General features: G+C 67.9%; 21 protein-coding genes and 1 pseudogene. 11 read left to right on the top strand and 11 right to left on the bottom strand.

The window, feature by feature from the left end; translation table 11 throughout:
* A partial coding sequence (locus JMF90_RS02350) for a virulence factor (protein WP_236597938.1) occupies positions 1 to 445 on the top strand: 445 nt, incomplete at its 5' end.
* 82 nt (positions 446 to 527) lie between these two features.
* On the opposite strand, the pseudogene JMF90_RS40590 reads toward JMF90_RS02350, so the two are convergent.
* The 5 genes and pseudogenes from JMF90_RS40590 to uxuA form a co-directional block, all read right to left on the bottom strand.
* A pseudogene (locus JMF90_RS40590) lies at positions 528 to 686 on the bottom strand (DUF934 domain-containing protein); the annotation flags it as partial.
* Positions 683 to 1,072 (bottom strand): hypothetical protein, encoded by a 390-nt coding sequence (locus tag JMF90_RS02345; RefSeq protein WP_011547613.1) that lies wholly within the window; start codon positions 1,070 to 1,072, stop codon positions 683 to 685. The pseudogene JMF90_RS40590 and the gene JMF90_RS02345, both read right to left, overlap by 4 nt.
* A gap of 106 nt (positions 1,073 to 1,178) precedes the next feature.
* Entirely contained in the window at positions 1,179 to 2,612 is a 1,434-nt protein-coding gene (locus JMF90_RS02340) for a PLP-dependent aminotransferase family protein (protein WP_011547614.1), read from the bottom strand.
* A gap of 130 nt (positions 2,613 to 2,742) precedes the next feature.
* Complete coding sequence (locus JMF90_RS02335) at positions 2,743 to 4,053, bottom strand: MFS transporter (RefSeq protein WP_011547615.1); 1,311 nt, start codon at positions 4,051 to 4,053, stop codon at positions 2,743 to 2,745.
* 72 nt (positions 4,054 to 4,125) lie between these two features.
* Positions 4,126 to 5,187, bottom strand: coding sequence for a mannonate dehydratase (uxuA, locus tag JMF90_RS02330; protein ID WP_171984320.1), 1,062 nt, complete (start codon positions 5,185 to 5,187; stop codon positions 4,126 to 4,128).
* Between the two features lie 269 nt (positions 5,188 to 5,456).
* On the opposite strand from uxuA, the gene JMF90_RS02325 reads away from it, so the two are divergent.
* From JMF90_RS02325 to JMF90_RS02315, 3 genes are all read left to right on the top strand, one after another.
* Entirely contained in the window at positions 5,457 to 6,179 is a 723-nt protein-coding gene (locus JMF90_RS02325) for a FadR/GntR family transcriptional regulator (protein WP_011694757.1), read from the top strand.
* A gap of 190 nt (positions 6,180 to 6,369) precedes the next feature.
* Positions 6,370 to 7,500 carry a PotD/PotF family extracellular solute-binding protein gene (locus tag JMF90_RS02320; RefSeq protein WP_006478945.1) on the top strand — a complete coding sequence of 377 codons (1,131 nt, stop codon included), beginning with the start codon at positions 6,370 to 6,372 and terminating at the stop codon, positions 7,498 to 7,500.
* Positions 7,497 to 9,269, top strand: a complete 1,773-nt coding sequence (locus JMF90_RS02315; protein ID WP_006478946.1) for a diguanylate cyclase domain-containing protein — start codon at positions 7,497 to 7,499, stop codon at positions 9,267 to 9,269. The genes JMF90_RS02320 and JMF90_RS02315 overlap by 4 nt, the downstream gene beginning before the upstream one ends.
* Before the next feature lie 84 nt (positions 9,270 to 9,353).
* Here JMF90_RS02315 and JMF90_RS02310 read toward each other — a convergent pair whose 3' ends face one another.
* From JMF90_RS02310 to JMF90_RS02300, 3 genes are all read right to left on the bottom strand, one after another.
* The gene (locus JMF90_RS02310) at positions 9,354 to 9,653 is read right to left on the bottom strand and encodes a DUF4148 domain-containing protein (protein WP_006478947.1); all 300 of its coding nucleotides are present in this window, start codon (positions 9,651 to 9,653) and stop codon (positions 9,354 to 9,356) included.
* Positions 9,654 to 9,939: 286 nt separating this feature from the next.
* Positions 9,940 to 10,197, bottom strand: a complete 258-nt coding sequence (locus JMF90_RS02305) for a hypothetical protein (RefSeq protein ID WP_006478949.1) — start codon at positions 10,195 to 10,197, stop codon at positions 9,940 to 9,942.
* A gap of 434 nt (positions 10,198 to 10,631) precedes the next feature.
* Complete coding sequence (locus tag JMF90_RS02300; RefSeq protein WP_264168814.1) at positions 10,632 to 10,820, bottom strand: hypothetical protein; 189 nt, start codon at positions 10,818 to 10,820, stop codon at positions 10,632 to 10,634.
* Between the two features lie 85 nt (positions 10,821 to 10,905).
* On the opposite strand from JMF90_RS02300, the gene JMF90_RS02295 reads away from it, so the two are divergent.
* Entirely contained in the window at positions 10,906 to 11,802 is an 897-nt protein-coding gene (locus JMF90_RS02295; protein WP_011547619.1) for a LysR family transcriptional regulator, read from the top strand.
* Positions 11,803 to 11,920: 118 nt separating this feature from the next.
* Positions 11,921 to 12,553 (top strand): LysE family translocator, encoded by a 633-nt coding sequence (locus JMF90_RS02290; RefSeq protein WP_171984321.1) that lies wholly within the window; start codon positions 11,921 to 11,923, stop codon positions 12,551 to 12,553.
* Positions 12,554 to 12,623: 70 nt separating this feature from the next.
* On the opposite strand, the gene yddG is transcribed toward JMF90_RS02290, so the two are convergent.
* The 3 genes from yddG to JMF90_RS02275 all read right to left on the bottom strand — a co-directional run bounded on the left by yddG (position 12,624) and on the right by JMF90_RS02275 (position 15,826).
* Positions 12,624 to 13,568 carry an aromatic amino acid DMT transporter YddG gene (gene yddG, locus JMF90_RS02285; RefSeq protein ID WP_041489389.1) on the bottom strand — a complete coding sequence of 315 codons (945 nt, stop codon included), beginning with the start codon at positions 13,566 to 13,568 and terminating at the stop codon, positions 12,624 to 12,626.
* A gap of 184 nt (positions 13,569 to 13,752) precedes the next feature.
* A complete protein-coding gene (locus JMF90_RS02280; protein WP_226292051.1) occupies positions 13,753 to 14,034 on the bottom strand; it encodes a hypothetical protein in 282 nt (93 codons plus the stop codon).
* Positions 14,035 to 14,140: 106 nt separating this feature from the next.
* The gene (locus JMF90_RS02275; protein WP_011694756.1) at positions 14,141 to 15,826 is read right to left on the bottom strand and encodes a metallophosphoesterase family protein; all 1,686 of its coding nucleotides are present in this window, start codon (positions 15,824 to 15,826) and stop codon (positions 14,141 to 14,143) included.
* A gap of 319 nt (positions 15,827 to 16,145) precedes the next feature.
* Here JMF90_RS02275 and JMF90_RS02270 point away from each other — a divergent pair, with 319 nt between their 5' ends.
* The 5 genes from JMF90_RS02270 to JMF90_RS02250 form a co-directional block, all read left to right on the top strand.
* Complete coding sequence (locus JMF90_RS02270; RefSeq protein WP_011547624.1) at positions 16,146 to 16,445, top strand: YXWGXW repeat-containing protein; 300 nt, start codon at positions 16,146 to 16,148, stop codon at positions 16,443 to 16,445.
* Positions 16,446 to 16,671: 226 nt separating this feature from the next.
* Positions 16,672 to 17,466: an RNA polymerase sigma factor gene (locus JMF90_RS02265; protein ID WP_011694754.1), complete on the top strand. Its 795-nt coding sequence runs from the start codon at positions 16,672 to 16,674 to the stop codon at positions 17,464 to 17,466.
* Complete coding sequence (locus tag JMF90_RS02260; RefSeq protein WP_011547626.1) at positions 17,463 to 17,882, top strand: hypothetical protein; 420 nt, start codon at positions 17,463 to 17,465, stop codon at positions 17,880 to 17,882. Before JMF90_RS02265 ends, JMF90_RS02260 begins: the two co-directional genes overlap by 4 nt.
* Positions 17,879 to 18,382: a periplasmic heavy metal sensor gene (locus JMF90_RS02255; RefSeq protein ID WP_011547627.1), complete on the top strand. Its 504-nt coding sequence runs from the start codon at positions 17,879 to 17,881 to the stop codon at positions 18,380 to 18,382. Before JMF90_RS02260 ends, JMF90_RS02255 begins: the two co-directional genes overlap by 4 nt.
* A gap of 228 nt (positions 18,383 to 18,610) precedes the next feature.
* Positions 18,611 to 19,311, top strand: a 701-nt coding sequence (locus tag JMF90_RS02250) for a DUF1800 family protein (protein ID WP_201324945.1), incomplete at its 3' end; no start/stop codon positions are given.

Raw genomic sequence — 19,311 nt, 5'->3', positions numbered from 1 at the left:
GGTGAGCCGCGACCTGGCCCGCGTGATGCGCACCTACATGGCGCGCTGGCATGCGAGCCGCGTGGCGCTGGTCGGCTACTCGTTCGGCGCCGACGTGATGCCGTTCGCGTACAACCGGCTGCCGGCCGACCTGCGCGACAAGGTCGCGGTGATGTCGCTGCTCGGCTTCGCGCCGTCGGCCGATTTCCAGATCCGCGTGACGGGCTGGCTTGGGATGCCCGCGAGCGACAAGGCGCTGAAGGTCGCGCCGGAAATCGCGAAGGTGCCGCCGACGCTCGTGCAGTGCTTCTATGGCGCGGAAGAGACGGACACGATGTGCCCGGCGCTCGCGAACACGGGCGCCGACGTGATCAAGACGCAGGGCGATCACCACTTCGGCCGCGATTACATCGCGCTCGAGAAGAAGATCCTCGGCGGGTTCGGCAAGCCGGTGGCGGCGCGCTGAATGCCGGGGGCGCCCGCATGATGGCGGGCGCCGGCCGGTTTGCTTCCGGTTCATCGTACGGGCGGCCAGCGAGCCGCCCGTTTCATTTTCCGGGCTGCGCTGCGGCGTCTTGCGGCGGCAGGGTCGTTCCCGCGTCGCGCTGATGGAAGCCCGGAAACCGAACGAGCTGCCGCCGCGCGGCCGCGAGATCGGTGTCGTCGCCGAGCACCGCGCTCGAAAACCCCGTGCGTTGCGCGATCACGCGTCGATGACGAGCGCCGGATCGAGCGCGCGGATGCGCTGGTCGATGAAGTAGCCGCCGCCTTCCTGGTAGCGCAGGAACAGGCGGCCGCACGTACTGCAGCGGCTGACGGTGCAGCGGTTGTACGGGAAATGGCGCGGCGCGATCGGCGCGTCGTCCGATGCATAGCGCGTGCCGGCCGGATGATATTCCGCGTAGGTCGGCTCGGGTTCGCCCGGCGGCGCGAGCGTGGCCACTTCGATCAGTTGCGTGTCCGGCAGCGACAGCGGCAGCGTGGTCCAGCCGGCGAGCGAGGTCTTCGTGCACGTGCACGGCTGCGTGACGTGCGCCGCTTCGGCCGTCAATGTCAGCAGCGCATCGTGATCGAGGTAGGGCAATGGGCTCATGGGCAATCGGGAAAGGGCGGGAGGACCTGCAATGTAACCCGCACGCGGAGCGGCTGCATGACCGTGACGCACGCAGCACGGCGCGGTGCGCTCGCCCAGGACGCGATCAGCCTGCCTTGCGGACCGACGGCTGCGCGACCAGTTCGCCGAGCACGCGGATCGCGCGCTCGATGTCGCGGCTCCACGGATGGCCGAAGTTCACGCGCACGCAGCGCTCGAAGCCGTGCGCGGCCGAAAACAGCGGCCCCGGCGCGAAGCTGATGCCGCGTTCGATCGCCTCGCGATGCAGTTCCATCGCGTCGATCGCATCGGGAAACGCGAGCCACAGGAAATACCCGCCGTCGGGCCGCACCCATTCGACGCCGGCCGGCAGCCAGCGCCGCAGCGCGTCGTCCATCCGGTCGAGCTGCGCGTGCAGCGCGCCGCGCAGCTTGCGCAGGTGCCGGTCGTAGCCGCCGTGCTCGAGATAGTTCGCGATGCCGGCCTGCGCGGGAATGCTGGCCGACAGCGTCGTCATCAGCTTGAGCCGCTGCACCTTCTCCGCGAACCGGCCGGCGGCGGCCCAGCCGATCCGGTAGCCGGGCGCGAGCGTTTTCGAGAACGAACTGCAGTGCATCACGAGGCCGTGACGGTCGAACGCGCGCGCGGGCAGCGGGTAGTCCGGGCCGAAATGCAGTTCGCCGTACACGTCGTCCTCGATCAGCGGCACGTTGCGCGCCGCGAGCAATTCGACGAGCGCGCGCTTCTTTTCGGCGGTCAGCGTGACGCCGGTCGGATTCTGGAAATTGGTCATGAACCAGCACGCGCGGATGGCGTGCCGGTCGAGCGCGTTCGCGAGCGCATCAAGATCGAGGCCGGTGCGCGGATCGACGGGAATCTCGACCGCGCGCAGGTCGAGCCGCTCGATCGCCTGCAGCGCCGCATAGAAGCCCGGTGCTTCGACGGCGACGACGTCGCCGGGCCGCGTCACCGCCATCAGGCACAGGTTCAGCGCTTCGAGTGCGCCGTTCGTGACGACGATTTCGTCGATCGGTTGCGAGATGCCGGTGGCGAGATAGCGCCGCGCGATCTGCTGACGCAGCGCTTCGTTGCCGGGTGGCAGGTCGACCACCGTGCTCCACGGGCTCACGAGTCGCGTGGCCTGCGCGAGCGACTTCGCCAGGCGCGGCAGCGGAAACAGCTGCGGCGCCGGGAACGCGGAACCGAGCGGCACGATGCCGGGCTGCGTGGCCGCATCGAGCACGGAGAACACGAGGTTGCTGATGTCGACCTTGCGCGTTGCACCCGCGCGGCTCGTCCGGCGTTTCGTCGCCGGGCTCGTGGCCGGCTGCGCGCCCGGCGCGACGTAGTAGCCCGAGCGTTCGCGCGCGCGGATCAGCCCCCACTGCTCGAGCAGGTAATACGCGCGAAACACCGTCGACTGGCTCACGCCATGTTGCGCGATGATCTGCCGCAGCGACGGCAGACGTGTACCGACCGCGAGGTTGCCGTTGCGGATGTCGTCGGCGATCGTATGGGCGAGGGTTTCGTAGCGTTTCATCGGCGTGGGCGGGGCGCTCCGCCGCCGCGCGCGGGCCGGGGCGGCACCGCGCCCGGCGGGCGCGGCTCATTGTCCGATGCGTGGCCCGAAAAGGAAAGCGTGGGCGTTTCGGTCGCGCCGTCCCGCTGCGTCAGGCCGCGTTCGGTTCGACATTCCGTGCGCTGCTGCCGCGCCGCAGCGGCGGCAACGGCTCGACCTTGCCGACCACGAACAGGTACGACAGCGCACCGACCACGCACAGCGCGCCGGCCACCGCGAGCGGCACCACGAACGAGCCTTTCGTGAGCGACAGCATCACGCCGGTGAAGGTCGTGATGAAGATGCCCGCGAGATTGCCCGCGAAGTTCTGGATGCCGCCGAGCGAGGCGACGTGCGCGGGCGTCGGCGCGACTTCGCCGACCAGCGTCCACACGTTGGCGCCGGCGAACGACAGGCTGGCATACGCGAGCGCGAACAGGCCGAGGCAGGCCCACACGTTTTCCACGAACGCGGACAGCGCGATCGACGACGACAGCAGCATGCCGAGCACGAGACAGGTCTTGCGCGCGGCGGTGGCGCTCCAGCCACGGCGGAACAGGCTGTCCGACACGTAGCCGCCGAGCCAGCCGCCGGGAATCGCGAGCAGCGCGGGCAGCATGCCCCACGTGCCGAGCGACGCGAGCGAGAAGCCGCGCGACTGCAGCAGGTAGCTCGGGAACCACGTGATGAAGAAGTAGATCGCGAAGTTCAGGCAGAACAGGCCGATCATCATCCCCCACACGGTGCGATAGCGGAACAGGTCCAGCCACGACACCTTCGGGCCGTCGGTTGCGGCCGCAACCGTCGGTGCGCCGCGTTGCGCGAGCAGCGCATCGACGGCGTCCGGCGCGATCGCGCGATAGCGTTCCGGGTCGCGATAGACGAACCACCACGCGAGCGCCCAGACGATGCCGATGCCGCCCGTGATCACGAACGACCCGCGCCAGCCGACGAGCGAGATCAGCCACGCGACGAGCGGCAGCGACAGCGCGGAGCCGACGCGCGAGCCGCTGTCGAAGATGCTGCTGGCCAGGCCGCGCTCGCTGCGCGGGAACCAGTTGAACGCGACCTTCGCGAACGACGGGATCGCGGCCGCTTCGCCGACGCCGAGCATCAGCCGCACGCCGACGAGTTGCGCGAGGCCGCGCGCGGCGCCCGTCGCGACGGTGAACACCGACCACCAGCCGACGGCCAGCGCGAGGCTCACGCGTACGCCGACCTTGTCGATGAACCAGCCGGCCGGTAATTGCAGGAACGCATAGGTCCAGAAGAACGCGCTCAGCACGAGCCCCATGCCGACCGCGTCGAGCCCGAGGTCGGCACGGATGCTGGGCGCCGCGATCGCGAGGTTCGCGCGATCGATGAAGTTGATGACGTTGGCCAGGAAGCACATCAGGATCATGGCCCATCGAATGCGTGGCATGGCGGTGTCTCCGCGCGGAATGTCGTGGCGGGCGACCGGCGATCCGCTGCGCCGGCCGCCTCGAAGGGCGGATTACCGCGACGCTTGCGGGGTGCGGTCGAACTTCGCCAGCGCTTCCCACAGGCCGTTCAGGTAGACGGCGCCGAGCGCGCGGTCGTAGAGGCCGTAGCCGGGCTTGCCCGTCTCGCCCCAGATCATGCGGCCGTGGTCGGGGCGCACGTAGCCGGTGAAGCCGGTGTCGTGGTACGCCTTCACGATCGCGGCGATGTCGAGCGAGCCGCAGCTCGACAGATGCGCGGTTTCCTCGAAATCGCCGTTCGCGTCGACCTTCACGTTGCGGATGTGCGCGAAATGGATGCGGCCCATCGCGCCGAACTCGCGCACGAGCGCTTCGACGTCGTTCTCGGGGCCCGCGCCGAGCGAGCCCGAGCACAGCGTCAGCCCGTTCGCGGGCGAGTCGACGATGCGCACGATCCGCGCGAGATCGTCGCGGTTCTTCACGATGCGCGGCAGCCCGAAGATCGGGCGCGGCGGATCGTCGGGATGGATCGCCATCTTCACGCCGGCTTCCTCGGCGACCGGAATGATCGCCTTCAGGAAGTATTCGAGATTGGCCCACAGCGCGTTCTCGTCGACGTCGCGGTAGTCGGCGAGCAGCGCCTGCAACTGTTCGGGCCGGTAGCTCGAATCCCAGCCGGGCAGCGCGATGCCGTCGTTCGGATCGATCCGGTCGACCGCGTCGGTGCTGAACGCGAGGCAGGTCGAGCCGTCGTCGAGCGTCTTCGACAGCTCGGTGCGGGTCCAGTCGAACACGGGCATGAAGTTGTAGCAGACGACGCGGATGCCGGCCGCGCCGAGATGGCGGATCGTCTGCCGGTAGTGGTCGATCAGGCGGTCGCGGGTTGGCTTGCCGAGCTTGATGTCCTCGTGCACCGGCACCGATTCGACGACGTCGAACCGCAGGCCGGCGCGCTCGATCGTCGCCTTCAGCGCGTCGATCTTGTGCGCGGGCCACACCTCGCCCACGGGTTCGTCGTAGATCGCGGACACGATATGCGTGACGCCGGGGATCTGGCGGATGTATTGCAGCGAGACCGGATCGGACTCGCCGTACCAACGGAAAGACATCTTCACTGGAAAGGCTCCTGGCTGTCGGTTCATGCGTCGGACGAGCGGGGCGGCGGCGTGCCGGGCCGTCGTCGGTGTGCGGATTATGATTGGTATGCCAGTTGCGTGGGATAGTGGTTTACCAGTTGTCAGGCAAGCGATCACGCGTGATGCATTTCTGGAAGTGGCAGGCATAGGCTGGCCGATCGGTCGAACCGGCGGCGCAGCCAAATTGGTGTACCATTTTGTCGATCCGACGCCGCAGCGGCGCCGGCCAGCCTGTTGCGAGCCTTTCGATGACCGACCTTTCCAGCCTGCCCGCCAGCCGCGACACCGATGCCGCGGACCGCTCCTATATCGGCCTTGCGCGGCAGATTCACGCGATGGTGGCCGCCGGCGCGTTCGAAGCCGGCGCGCGGCTGCCGTCGGAGCGCAGTCTGGCCGACCAGTTCGGCGTGAGCCGTACGCAAGTGCGCGAGGCGATCATCGCGCTCGAGGTGCAGGGGGTCGTCGAGGTGCGGATCGGCTCGGGCATCTACGTGTCGGCGGCCGACGCCGCGCGGCCGGTCACGTTCGAAGTACCGCGCGGCCCCGGGCCGATCGAGACGCTGCGCGCGCGCGGGCTGATCGAGGCGGAAGTCGCGGCGCTCGCGGCGACCGAGCGCAAGGATGGCGATCTCGACCGCCTGTTTTTCTCGCTGACGACGATGCGCGAACAGATGAACGACAAGGCCGCATACGACGCGGCCGATCGCCAATTCCACCTGCGCATCGCGGAATCGACCGGCAACACGGTGCTGCTGCACATGGTCACGGCGATGTGGGATTGCGCGCGCGCCGATCCGCTGTGGGACAAGATCGAGGAGCACTTTCACTCGCCCGCGCTGCGCGAGGCGTCGCAGGAGGATCACCAGCGGATCTTCGCGGCGATCATGGCGCGCGACGCGGCCGGTGCGCGCGACGCGATGCGCGCCCACCTGTCGCGCGTGATCGCCGAATTCACGCAGGCCTGGCGCTGACGTTCGTATTCGCGTCTCCGCGTATTCGCGTGTTCGTGTGTTCGCGGCCCGACGCGGGCTCGTGTAATTGGGTCGCATTCAGCCGTGAGGCCCGCGAATATGCGCGACGTGCGGCTTGTTCCGATTGCGTGACCCTGCGTTTTATGGTCTCGTTGCGGGATATCGCATCGACTCGAAAAAGGACAGTCGAATGCAGCCGGGCGATTCACGCGGGGTGCGATTGATCAGGGGAATCGGTGCACGCGCGCGCGCCCGCGGCGCCGTGCGCACGCTGCTTGTCATGCTGACGCTTGGCTTACTGGCGCCCGTTCCGCCGGCCGTCGCGGCCTCTCCCGAAACCGTCAACGACAACGTGCTGCGCGTGCTGGCCTGGCCCGGTTATGCGGACAGCGATATCGTCAGCGCATTCGAGGCGCAGTTTCATGTGCGTGTCGAGGTGACGCTGGTCGATTCCGACGAAGCGCTGTGGACGCGGTTGCACAGCGCGTCGCCGCCGCCGTACGACGTGCTGGCCGCGAACACGGCCGAGATCCAGCGCTATGCGCATGAACACCTGCTTGCGCCGATCGACCTGTCGCGCATCGCGAACCGGCGGCGGCAGTTGCCGAATTTCCAGCAGCTCGCGACGATCGGCGGCCTCGTGCAGGACGGCGCGTCCTACGCGATCCCGTTCACGTATTCGTCGATGGGGCTGATCTACGATCGCAAGCAGGTGCCGGCCGCGCCGCGCTCGATGCGCGAGCTGTGGAATCCTCGCTATCGCGGCAAGGTGCTCGACTTCAACAGCGCGCAGCACAACTTCTCGTTCACGGCGCTGGCGCTCGGCTATTCCGATCCGTTCCGCCTGTCGCCCGCGCAGACGCTTGCCGTGGCCCGCAAGCTGATCGACCTGCGCCGCAACCTGCTGACGTACTACACGCTTCCCGAAGAAGCGACCGCGCTGTTCGTCCAGCATCGCGCGGCGCTGATGTTCGGCAACTACGGCACGCAGCAGGTGGAGCAGTTGCGTCGCGCCGGCGCGGACGTCGGGTACGTGATCCCGGACGAAGGCGCGCTCGCGTGGCTCGACTGCTGGGCCGTCACGCGCGGCGCGCAACGTCCCGAGCTTGCCTTCGCGTGGATCAACTACATGCTCGAACCGGCGATCGGCGCGCTGCTGACCGAGCGTCAGGGGCTCGCGAACACGCTCGAGCCGCCGCGCGGCCTGGATACCGGACACCAGCATCTCGTGTGGCTTCAGCCCGTGGAGGACATCGCGCGCCGCGAATCGCTGTGGAGCCGCATCGTGTCGGGCGACCGGCCGGAGCGATTCGGAAAATGATCCGGCTCGGCCTCACGTCGAAGCTGTCGGTGCTGTTCGCGTGCATCGGCGTGATCGCGGCCGGCACGACCGGCTACTACGCGTATCGCGCCAACCGCGCGATGCTCGTGCAGGAAGCGCAGCACAGCCTGCTGATGTCGACGCAATTGCTCGGGCAGCGCTTCACCACCGCGCTTGCCGACGTGGCCGACGATGCGCTCGTGCTCGCGCAGTTGCCGTCGTCCGCGTCCGTCGCCGGCGGCGACAACCCGGACGCCGCGCGACGCATGCGGCTCGAGCAGGTGTACTACAGCTTCATGCGCAATCATGCGGAATACCTGCAGATTCGCCTGATCGCGAGCGGGCATTTCGGGATCGAACGCATTCGCCTCGATCGCGATGCGCGCGGCATCGTCGTGCTGCCCGAAAGCGCGTTCCAGGAGAAAGGGCAGTTCTCCTATGTATTCGATACGCTCGCGACGGCGCCCGGCCATATCTATCTGTCGCCGATCGTGGTCAATCACGAGACGGGATCGCATGCGGCGGAAGGGCTGCCGATCCTGCGCGTGGGCACGCCGGTGGTCGACGCGGCCGGCCAGACGGTCGGCGCGCTCGTCGTCGACGTCGAGCTGTCGCGCGTGTTAGACCGGCTCGAACGCGATCTTCCGGACGACTATGCGGTCTATCTCGCGAACGAGTGGGGCGATTTTCTCGTGCATCCCGATCCGGCGCAGACGTTCGGCTTCGATCGCGGCCGGCGCGTCCTGATGCAGGACCGCTTTGCCGTCACGCGCGCGCTGTTCGACAGCGCGCGCACGAACGTGACGCTCAATGGACTCGCGCAGCCCGACGAAGCACCGGGCCAGATGTTCGCGTTCGTGCGCACGCCGTTCGGGCAGGACGAGGGCAACCGCTTCGTCGTGCTCGGGATGGCGCGCCCGCTGGCCGACGTGCTCGCGCCGGCCGGCATGCTGGGCGAACGAATCGTCAGGATGGTGCTCGTATCGAGCGTGCTGGCGGTGATTCTCGCGATCCTGTTCGCGCGTGCGATCACGCGGCCGTTGCAGACCCTCGCGCGCGCCGCGACACACGTGTTCGACGACCCGGCCGCCGAACGGCTGCCGGTCGCGCGGGCCGACGAGATCGGCGTGCTCGCGCGCTGTTTCGACAGCATGCGCGTGGAGATCCGCACGCAGATGGCGATGCTGCGCGCGAAGCAGCTGGAACTGACGCACCTCGCCGGTCACGACCCGCTGACCGGCCTGCCGAACCGCCTGCTGTTCATGGAGCATCTCGAGGCCGCGATCCGGCATGCGGCCGCGGTGCGCGAGGGGTTGGCGGTGATGTTCGTCGATCTCGACCGCTTCAAGCAGATCAATGACCAGCACGGACACTCGGCGGGCGACCGCACGCTCGTCGCGGTCGCGAAGCGGCTGAGCCAGGTGCTGCGCGCCGGCGACATGGCGGCACGGCTCGGCGGCGACGAATTCATCGTGCTGATTTCGGACGTGAGTTCACCCGCGGTGATCGGCGATGTCGCGTCGCGCATCCAGATCGTGATGGCCGAGGAACTCGAGTTCGACGAAGGGCGCATGGCCGTCGGCGCGAGCATCGGCGTCAGCGAGTTTCCGGCGGATGGCGCGTCGGCCGAGGAGTTGCTCGTCAAGGCGGATGCGGCGATGTATGCGGCGAAGGCGTCCGCGCAGTGCGTGTGCGTGCGCTATCAGGATCTGGTCCGCGGCGGTACGCCGGACCAAACCGGTCGCGTCGCCTCGGACGGCACTCGCTGACGGCGGGCCGAAACGCAACGAGCCCGACGCGGGACGGGCTCGTTGCATCTGCGGGCCGCACGCGCGGGGCGTGCAGCGGCAGACTTAGTGGCCGAAGTAGACCGAGTCGCGCGGGTTCTGCGCGCGGACGACCGGTGCGCCGCTCTCGGCGGTCGCGGCCGGTTGCGAGCCGGAGCCGCTGTTGTCGACGCCGTGCACGCGGGCTTGCGCAGCCTGGATGTCGGCGGGGTAATGCGGGCTCGACTGGCTGGGCTTGTAGCCGGCGTTTTCGAGCTGGACCAGTTCCTCGCGCACCTGGGCGCGCGTCACGGTGCTTTGTGCGAATGCGCCGAACGAGGCGGACAGGGCGACTGCGGCGGCGACTGCGGAAACGAGCGATTTCATGATGACCTCCGATGTTTATTTGGCTTTCCGCGTTCGACACCATGTCGTAAGCGGTTGATTACATCGTAGGCGTCGCGTGATCTAGGGTAAACGTGGGTTTGAGTGAAAGATCGTTGCGCTCGAGGTAATAATTTCGAGACAAACGTCTTCCGTCCCCATGCGGTGTTGCCGGGATTGCAAGGGACAGCGGGGGCGTGAACAGAAGGGATGCGCGCACGGGGGACGCCCTGCGGGAAGGAGGGGGCGAACAACGTGCAACGGATCGCGAGACGGCACGGTGGCTGGATCAGACCCCGTCGTCGTCGATTTCCTTGCGCTCGCGGCGTTCCTCGTTGCCGCGACGCGCGCGCAGACGCTGGCGCGACAGGACCGCGATCACCTGCTGGGTCGGCGCGCCGGACGGCAACTCGTTGCGGATGCGATCGGGCACCATCGGCAGGCCCGCACGCTGGCGGCGCAGTGCCTTGGCGATTGCCCGGCGGCATTCGTCGCCGTGGCAATCCCATTCATCGCGGATTCTCTGGCAATAACGGCATTGTTCCATCCGAATAGTCTAACGCGTCTTCGGGAATGGAGCAGGGCGCGGTGCCGGACATGTCGCGTGCCGGGCGGCAGCGGCGACCGACCGTTCAGGGGCGGGCGGGCGATGTCAGGCTGAATCGGACTGCGAATCAAGTCGAATGGAACCGTTCACCGACACTACGGTTTCCCGTCCGTCTCCCTACGGAATCCTTGCGCGCGGACGGGGCCGGTGCGCGTCATCGGAGCGACCAGATGCCCCAGATCGCGATCAACAAGCCAAGGCCCAATCCGCAGCCCAGCAACACATAGGTTTCCATTTCGTGCCTTTGAAAACGTGGCAACGCCGACGTCAGCATCAGCGTACGCGCAGCAAAGCCGGTCGCGTATCGTCCGCGCTGTCGGTCGGAGCGGGTCGGAGCGATACGCCGGGTCTGCGAATACTACGCGTTGCAGCTTTCAGAACGCATGCGCGATCGATGGCTTGATTGCGTGCACGCTGCCCGTGCGGGCGGCAGACGATCCGCCGTGCCGAAATGCGCCCGACTTCCAGATCATCCGCGACGCTGCGATGAGCACGAACTGCAGGGCGATCATCCTGAAAATCCCGGGCGATATCTTGTCCCGCAGCGGGCGAACCAGCCCCATGCCGGCACTCGCCGGCAGTTCAATATAATTCAAGTCGATTAGCCACCTCATGCGTGGCATACATACCCCCGAACAAGGAAACCCGATGACGCTTGCGCAGTTGCAGGCCCTGGCCGCCGTGGTCGAACTCGGCTCGCTGACGGCCGCGGCAGACCGGCTCAGCCGCAGTCAATCCGCGATCAGCCATGCGCTGACGGAGCTGGAAGACATCACGCAGGTCAAGCTGCTCTGGCGCGACCGGCAGCCGGTCGTCCTGACGGCGGCCGGCGAACGCCTGTGGCCGTATGTCCAGAGCGTGGTGCGGGAAGCGCAGATGCTGCGCCAGCAGTTCGGCCTGTCGCGCGGCAAGCTTGAAGGGAAGCTGGTGGTCGCGTCGCTGCCGAGCGTGTCGCTGGCGTTCGTCGTTCCCGCGCTCGAGGCGTTGAAGGAAATGCACCAGGGCGTGTCGGCGGTGCTGCTCGAAGGCACGGACAGCGAAGTCGAAGGGTGGATCGACGACGGGACGGCCGACGTCGGCGTGGTGGCCGGCACGAAGACGTTTGCGCACAACCTGCCGCTCCTCGACGAGGATTTTGTCGCGGTAGCGGCCGACGACATGTTCGCCGGCCGCAAGAGCGTGTCGGCCAGGCAGTTGGCCGCGGCGCCGTTTATCTTCTCGAAGGCGGGGTGCGGGCCGGTGATTACGGATTACTTCGCGCGCGGCGGCGTGCCGCTTCGCGCGGCGTTCAACGTCGTCGAGATGCGCACCATCCTGTCGATGGCGGAGGCCGGCATGGGCGTGTCGATCGTGCCGCGCATCACGCTCACGTACACGCCGTTTGGCGGCCGTGTGCTGGAATTGTCGCCGCGGCTGCATCGCTCCGTGCGACTGGCGTGGAATACCGCCGGCAATGCGGTCACCGACGAATTCGTGCGGCTCGTCGATGCGCAACGTGCGAAGGCTGGGAATACGACCCGGACGCGCGCGAAAAAGAGCAGGTAGCAACCGGTAGGCACGATGCACGACGCTCATGGGGCACTTGCGGTTTATTCATGCCGACGATGATTGAGATGCAATATATTGTTCGGACATCGTTGTCGTTGCCATGAAGGAGTGTTCCGTGCCGGCCTTGCCCACCCTGTTTGCGTTCGGACTCGTGTCGCTCGGCATGGTGCTGACGCCTGGACCGAACATGATTTATCTGGTTTCGCGCTCGATCTGCCAGGGCCGCCGCGCCGGGCTGATATCGCTCGGCGGCGTCGCACTGGGATTCGTGTTCTACATGGTGTGTGCGGCAGTGGGCATCACCGCGCTGGTGATGACCGTGCCGTACGCATACGATGCGCTGCGCTTTGCCGGCGCGCTGTATCTGGCGTACCTGGCGTGGCAGGCGCTGAAGCCGGGCGGGCGCTCCGCGTTCCAGGTCCGGCAGTTGCCGCACGACAGCCGTGTCAGGCTGTTCACGATGGGCTTCGTCACGAACCTCGCGAACCCGAAGATCGCGGTGATGTATCTGTCGTTGCTGCCGCAGTTCATCGTGCCGGGGCACGGCAGCGTGCTCGCGCAGTCGCTGGCGCTCGGCTGTGTGCAGATCGTGGTGAGCGTCAGCGTCAACGCGCTGATCGCCTGCGCGGCCGGTTCGATCGCAGGCTTTCTCGCGGGGCGGCCGCTGTGGGCGGCGGTTCAGCGCTGGTTGATGGGGACGGTGCTGGCCGGGCTGGCCGTGCGGATCGCGCTGGAATCGCAGAGGTAGCCCGGCGGCCGCAGTTCGGGGCATGGCCGACCGCTGCGTTCGAGCCCTCCGTCGACGGCGCCGGGCATCGTTATCCGTGGCAGTTACCTTCGGTTTCCTTACCGATCGGCACGGGCTCGGCCTCGTCACGACGCCGGCTGCGCGTCGCGAGCCAGCACAGGATCGAGCCGCCGCACACCATCGATGCGCCTTGCCAGAATTCGATCGACAGCGGCGCATGCAGCAGCGTGGCGGCGAGGGCGGCGGCGAGCACCGGCGTGAAGTACGATGCGCCGACGATGACCGTCACGTTGCCGTGCATGATGCCGGTGTTCCAGGCTGCGTAGCCGAAGCCGAGCGCCGACGCCGCCAGCACGAGATACACGATCGCGCGAAAACTGAACGTCATGCCGCCGCCGCCTTCGATCGCGAACTTGATCCAGAGCACCGCGGCGACCAGCATGAAGAACGGCGTGACGCCGTTCTTGCCGTTGGCGATGCGCGCGGTCACCGTGCAATAGGCAGCCCAGATCAGCGCGCCGAACAATGCCAGGCCGTAGCTCAGCGGATTGTCCGCGACGTTGCGCAGCATGCCGGCGGGATCGAGCCCCTGGTCGCCGCCGAGCACCCAGCAGATGCCGAGCATCGACAGCAGGACGCCCGGCACGACCAGCAGGTTCGCACGCTGCCGGTTGAACACGATGGCGGCGACCAACGTAAGGCTCGGCCACAGATAGTTGACCATCGCGACTTCGATCGCTTGCCGACCGTTGCTCGCATAGCCGATCGACAGCGCCAGGCACAGCTCGTACGACACGAACAGCAGCCCGCCCCAGAGCAGATAGCTTTTCGGGAAGCGGCTCAGGTCGGGGAAGCCGATCGAGAACAGCAGCAGCACGGACGCCACCGTATAGATCATCGCCGCGCCGCCGGTCGCGCCGAGGCTTTCGCTGACGCCGCGCACGAGCGCGACCACCGACGCCCATAACAGCACCGCGCCGAGCCCGACGAGCGTTGCCTTGTTCTTGCGTTTCATGCTTGCTGCCTGTTTCAACATGCCAGTTCGATTTCGGATGATTCGGCTCGGCTCGCGCGTGCCGTCAGCGCGTGCCGCGATACAAAGGGAAGATTTCGCCGGAAACGCGCATTTTACGGGGACGCGGCCGTTGCAGCGACGCAGCCGGACTGGCGTGCACGATCGACTCAGGCGCGCGAGCCGATCACGCGTCGTCGATACGCCACGGTGCGTCGATTCCCGACAGCGCACGCCCGATCGCGTCGAGCATCGCGTTTCGCGTCGGGCCCAGCGTCGTGACAAGGCGGAAAACGGCTGCTTCGATCGACAGATCGATCAGCGGCGAGCCGCTGGCCGCATCGAGAATTTCAAGCCGCCGTTCATGGGGATCGACGTCGATGTCGCAATGCGCTTGCCGCAGCACGTTGGCGACGGCGTCGAATGGGGCGGCCGAAGATGGCGTGTAAATGCGGTATTCGAAACTCATCTGCATGGGCCGGAGTGCGACGCGGGCAGTCTGACCCGCGCCGCGCGTTCCGGCCGTCGACGGCCGCGCATCGGGCGCTCGTCGCAGCGGGCGCCCGATGCGTCGATCACCGCTCGCGCCGCTTCTTGCTCAACTCGATCGTCTCGAACAGCTCGTACTGCGCGGTCGGATGCTGGTCGGCGCCCGGCGCGTGGTAGTAGCGCATCGTGATCGTCGTTTGGCCGCCCGGCTTGCCCGGATCGTGGTCGAACACCGCGATCCCGTAGCCGGTGCCCGTATCGCGACGCGCGGACCAGATCGCATCCTCGAGCGCATCGGCCGGCTGACGCACGAACGTGTTCGGCGCGGTGCCCGGCACCGGCCGGTTCGGCTTCGTGAACACCTTCGCCTGCGCAAAGCCGGTCGACGGGTTTTCGCCGTACACGTCGAGCGGCGCGCTGGTGCCGCCGCCGCCGAGGATCAGGTGGATCGTGCCGTGGCTCGTATCGAACTTCGTGCGATCCGGATCGTTCGAGCCGACCGGGCGCGGCTGCAGCGTTTCGACCACTTCACCGGTTTTCGCATCGACGCCCGCCCGGTGATTGCAACCGCGCACCGGGTAGCTGCGCTCGTAGTCGTGATCGTGGCCGCACAGCACGAGGTCGACGCCGTAACGGTCGAACAGCGGCAGCCACGCTTCGCGAATGCCCTTGTCGGAGCCGTTGCCCGTTTTCGACGAACTGAGCGCGTCCTGATGCATCTGCACGACGATCCAGTCGATGTCGTCGTCGTGCGCGGCGTGACGCAGCGTGCGTTCGAGCCAGCGCGTCTGCTCGCCGTTGCTGTAGCCGCGCACGTAGAACGACGTGCCGGGCTCGATCGGCGGGCGGCCGGTGCTCGCGGCCGGCACGAGCGGCGCCGGGCCGCCGACGAACGCGGCGGCATCCTGGTACACGACGTCGTCGGCGTCGAGCGACACGAACAGCACGGAGCTCACGCGGAAGCTGTACCAGCGGCCCGGGAAATGCGTGCCGTTCTCGGGCAGCGTATAGCGTGCGAGGTACGAGTCGAGCCCCTGCGGACCGTTGTTGAATTCGATCTCGTGATTACCGGGGCACGGCATCCACGGGCGGTTCGCAGCCGACGTCTGGTTGTTGTTGCCGAAATCGCGCCACACCTCGGGCTGGTGCGCCGGGTTCAGGTTCGCATAGCAGAGGTCGCCGTTCAGCAGGTGAAACAGCGGCTGGAACTGTTCGACGGCCTGCACCGCGAAGCGGCTCTGCGGCGACGACAGCACCCACGCGCCGTTCGGCGTCGCGAGATCGCCGTAGCTCGTGAAACGGAACGGCGCCCGGCCGCGCGGCGCAGTCGAGAAATTCGCGGAGAACGGCTGCGCGGCGTTGCTGTCGTTGTCGGCCGTGATCTCGTAGCGGTAGCGCGTATCCGGCTTCAGTCCGTGCACGCGCGCGTGGTACGCGAATACGGTCTCGCCGTTCAGGCCGTCCGTGTACAGGCGCTGGACGCCGTGCACGGTGCGCGCAGGCTCGCCGTCGGCGACGATGCGCGCGCGCGGATTGACGGCCGGGGCGAGCGACGCCCACGAGATCACGACTTCGGACGTCGGGTCGTTGCCCCACGTCAGGTGAACTTGCTCGGGCGTGCCGTCCGGATTCGACGCGGCGGCGCGGGCGGCCGCAAGCCCGCCGGCAGCAGTGGCGAGGCTGGAGACGCCGGCGAGTTTCAGGAAGCCGCGACGCGACACGGAGGCGGCCGGCTCGTTCGGCTGGTCAGGGAAAGTGTCCTGGTTCGACATGGTCGGTGTATTCGTTTGATGGGGCGCGAGGGGAACCGCGCGGCCATGCGCAAGCACGGCCGGGGCGTGGGCCGGAAACGAGCGGGGTCCCGGTCGCCTGCATTGTCGAAGGGCAGTTTTGCCGCGTTGTGACAGTACCGCAACCCCGCATGCATGGCGGCCGATACGTACGATCGCGCGGCGCGCGCCGCCAGTCGACATCGACGCCGCGGCGGCCCCCGAAATTTATTCGCCGGTATCGCGACGGATTTCTTCCGCCTGCTCCGTTTAATGCATGAACGACCGCCACCGGTCGATGCCCGTTATTTCGGAGTCTTTCATGAAACTTTCTGTTTCATTGCGATTGGCCGCCGCAGGCATGGCTGCGCTCGCGACGTCCGCCGCATTCGCGCAGGCCGTGATCGTCGCGCCTTATGCACCGCCGCCGCCGCGCGTCGAAGTGATGCCGGCGGCCCGTGCGGGTTACGTATGGGATCAGGGGCACTGGCACTGGCGGCAGGGTCGCTACGTATGGATTCCGGGCCACTGGCAGGTCGTGCGCGTCGGTTACCACTGGGTGCCCGGGCATTGGGACGCGCGCGGCCCGGCCTGGCGCTGGGTACCGGGCCACTGGGCCTGACGTGCACGCCGCCGCGCGGCACGCGAGACCGGCGCGGCGGATTTTTCATGCAACATCATGAGTCGAAGCGATGCCCTTTCGAACCATCGTGATACTGGCGGCCGCAGCCATCGTGCTGGCCGGCTGCGTCGTGGTGCCGGCCCGTCCGGTGTATTACCGGCCCGCGCCGGTCGTCGTATATTGAGCGCGCCGGCCGACGGTGGCGCGGTTGGCAGACAGGGTCGACATGCGGCACGAACCGGATGTCGATGAAACCGACACGGCCGACACCGTGTGCGATGCCGGGCGCGACGCGCGCGGCGATGCCGAACCGTCGGAACCGCCGGCATGGCGCCGTCCGGTGATGGCCCGACGCATGCAAGGAGAGCACGACGATGAGCTTCAGCCGGGCGGTGGGGATACCTGCCGTAACAGGGCGGCGCCCGCGCGCCGCACGACGGAGCAGGCGGCGTTGAACGATCGCGGCGACCGCGATCCGGACGCGGAACTCGTCGCGCGCGTCGGCGCGCGCGATGCGTCGGCGGTGCGCGTGCTTGTCGCGCGCAAGCTGCCGCGGCTGCTCGCATTGGCGACGCGCATGCTCGGCGACCGGAACGAAGCCGAGGACGTCGCGCAGGAGACCTTCTTGCGAATCTGGAACCAGGCGCCGCGCTGGCGCGAAGGCGAAGCCCGCTTCGACACGTGGCTGCATCGCGTCGTGCTGAACCTGTGCTACGACCGGTTGCGCGGCCGGCGCGAGGAGCCCGTCGACACGCTGCCCGACGTGCCGGATACGCAGCCGGAGCCGGCCGCGCATGCGGAACTGCGTTCGCGCGACGCACGCGTGCGGCAGGCGCTGGCCGCGTTGCCGCCGCGGCAGCGGGAAGCGCTGGTGCTCCAGTACTATCAGGAAATGTCGAACGTGGAAGCGGCCAACCTGATGGGCATCACCGTCGATGCGCTGGAAAGCCTGCTCGCCCGTGCGCGGCGCAACCTGCGCGCGCAACTGGCCGGCGATCCACCTAGCGAGGACAAGCGATGACACCCGAACGATTCCGTACCATCGTCGCCGCGTACGGCTCGGACGCGCGGCGCTGGCCGCAAGCCGAGCGCGCGGCGGCCGAAGCGTGGGCGCAAGCACATCCGCGCGACGCATTGGAAGCGCTCGACGAGGCGGCCGAGCTTGATGCGTGGCTGATGCAGGACACGGTCGCGCCGCCCGCGCCGGCGCTGGTCGAACGTATCGTCGCCACGGCGCCTGCGCCGCAACGCGCGCGAAGCCGCGGCAGAGTGTGGTGGTCGGGCGCCGCGTTCGCGGGCGTCGGGCTGGCCGGCGCGCTTGCCGGTGCGGTCGCCGTGTCGATGCTGATGCTCGGCAGCGCACCGATCGCGCAACACGAACCAGGCTACCTGACGACGACCTTCGGCGGCCCGAGCATCGACGGAGCCGACGAATGAGCGAACGCAGCTGGAAATTCATTCTCGTCGGCTCGGTCGTGTTGAATGTGTTCATGCTCGGCGCGATCGGCGGCGGCGCGTATCAGTGGTTCTCGACTCACCGCGACCTGCATGCGGCGGGCACGCCCGCATCGCGCACCGCGTTGCGTTTCGCCGCCGACGAATTGCCCGATGCGCGGCAGCGCGAGTTCGCCGCCGCGCTGAAGGCGGCGCGCAAGAGCGGCCGCGATTTCGCGCGGGAAGGGCGCGACGGCCGGATCACCGTGCTCGACCTGCTCGCCGCGCCGCAACTCGATCGCGCGGCGATCGATGCGGCGCTCGACCGCACGCGCGCGGCCGACACCGCGATGCGGGCACAGGTCGAGCGCAGCGTCGTCGATTTCGCGGCGACGCTGACACCCGACGAGCGCGCGAAGTTCGTCGACGGGTTGCAGCGCAGCGGCAACTGGCGTCTGCCGCCGAAGCTGCAGAAGAAGCCGGACGCATCGGCGAGCGAGTAAACCGGCTAAACCACGCGGGCGGCATGCGATCCGCATGTCGCTCGCGCGTCATGCGTTTGCCGGTTCCGGCGAATCGCGCGGTCGTTCTCCATTGACGATGCCTGCCGCCGCGCGGCGAGAAACTTCCGCCCGGCGTTCCCTCGATCAAAAAGAATATTTTCCCTTCCCGCGACGGATTTCCCGGTGTGCTTGCGTTGAACGTGAGTACGCACCGCAAGAGAGCCCGTCATGGACCACCCGAACGACTCCACGCCGGCCGCAATCGCGCTGAACCGCTTCGGTCTCGGCGCACGCGCCGACGAAGCGCCGCCCGCCGATCCGAAAGCGGCACTCGTCGCGCAATTCGACCGTTACGACGCACGACCCGCCGCATGGGCCGGCGAACCGGACGCAATCACGCTCGCCACGCGCTTTGCCGATGCACGCAACGCGATGAAGAGCGACGACCCCGCCGCGAAGCGCGCGACCGAGCAATCGATCCGCCGCGACGGCTACGACGCGTATCGCAGCGCCGTCGCCGCGCGCATGAACAGCGCATTGACCACGCCCGCGCCGTTCGTCGAACGTCTCGTGCATTTCTGGGCGAACCATTTCGCGGTATCGGTCGACAAGGGGCAGGTGGCCGCGTACGCGGGCGCATTCGAACGCGACGCGATCCGCCCGCACGTGCTCGGTCGTTTCGAGGACATGCTCGTCGCCGTCGAGCAGCATCCCGCGATGCAGGTGTTCCTCGACCAGGCGCGTTCGGTCGGCCCCGACAGTCCGGCCGCGCTGCATGCGCAGGCACGCAATCCGGCGGCGAAGCGCGGGCTCAACGAGAACCTCGCGCGCGAAATCATGGAACTGCATACGCTCGGCGTGCGCACCGGCTACACGCAAGCCGACGTGACGGAATTCGCGCGCGCATTGACCGGCTGGAGCATCGCCGG

It is taken from the genome of Burkholderia sp. E168m23, assembly GCF_016586125.1.
Lineage (GTDB): Bacteria > Pseudomonadota > Gammaproteobacteria > Burkholderiales > Burkholderiaceae > Burkholderia > Burkholderia orbicola.
The sequence above is the reverse complement of the archived record's forward strand: the minus strand, read 5'-3'. Positions and strand labels throughout refer to the sequence as shown.

Excerpts from the sequence above, each read along its gene's own strand:
- JMF90_RS02340 (WP_011547614.1), bottom strand. The coding sequence starts at position 2,612 with ATGAAACGCTACGAAACCCTCGCCCATACGATCGCCGACGACATCCGC.
- JMF90_RS02335 (WP_011547615.1), bottom strand. The coding sequence starts at position 4,053 with ATGCCACGCATTCGATGGGCCATGATCCTGATGTGCTTCCTGGCCAAC.
- JMF90_RS02300 (WP_264168814.1), bottom strand. The coding sequence starts at position 10,820 with ATGGGGCTGGTTCGCCCGCTGCGGGACAAGATATCGCCCGGGATTTTC.
- JMF90_RS02305 (WP_006478949.1), bottom strand. The coding sequence starts at position 10,197 with ATGGAACAATGCCGTTATTGCCAGAGAATCCGCGATGAATGGGATTGC.
- JMF90_RS02275 (WP_011694756.1), bottom strand. The coding sequence starts at position 15,826 with ATGTCGAACCAGGACACTTTCCCTGACCAGCCGAACGAGCCGGCCGCC.
- yddG (WP_041489389.1), bottom strand. The coding sequence starts at position 13,568 with ATGAAACGCAAGAACAAGGCAACGCTCGTCGGGCTCGGCGCGGTGCTG.
- JMF90_RS02315 (WP_006478946.1), top strand. The coding sequence starts at position 7,497 with ATGATCCGGCTCGGCCTCACGTCGAAGCTGTCGGTGCTGTTCGCGTGC.
- JMF90_RS02265 (WP_011694754.1), top strand. The coding sequence starts at position 16,672 with ATGCGGCACGAACCGGATGTCGATGAAACCGACACGGCCGACACCGTG.
- JMF90_RS02280 (WP_226292051.1), bottom strand. The coding sequence starts at position 14,034 with ATGAGTTTCGAATACCGCATTTACACGCCATCTTCGGCCGCCCCATTC.
- JMF90_RS02345 (WP_011547613.1), bottom strand. The coding sequence starts at position 1,072 with ATGAGCCCATTGCCCTACCTCGATCACGATGCGCTGCTGACATTGACG.
- JMF90_RS02295 (WP_011547619.1), top strand. The coding sequence starts at position 10,906 with ATGACGCTTGCGCAGTTGCAGGCCCTGGCCGCCGTGGTCGAACTCGGC.
- JMF90_RS02320 (WP_006478945.1), top strand. The coding sequence starts at position 6,370 with ATGCAGCCGGGCGATTCACGCGGGGTGCGATTGATCAGGGGAATCGGT.
- JMF90_RS02270 (WP_011547624.1), top strand. The coding sequence starts at position 16,146 with ATGAAACTTTCTGTTTCATTGCGATTGGCCGCCGCAGGCATGGCTGCG.
- JMF90_RS02310 (WP_006478947.1), bottom strand. The coding sequence starts at position 9,653 with ATGAAATCGCTCGTTTCCGCAGTCGCCGCCGCAGTCGCCCTGTCCGCC.
- JMF90_RS02255 (WP_011547627.1), top strand. The coding sequence starts at position 17,879 with ATGAGCGAACGCAGCTGGAAATTCATTCTCGTCGGCTCGGTCGTGTTG.
- JMF90_RS02260 (WP_011547626.1), top strand. The coding sequence starts at position 17,463 with ATGACACCCGAACGATTCCGTACCATCGTCGCCGCGTACGGCTCGGAC.
- JMF90_RS02325 (WP_011694757.1), top strand. The coding sequence starts at position 5,457 with ATGACCGACCTTTCCAGCCTGCCCGCCAGCCGCGACACCGATGCCGCG.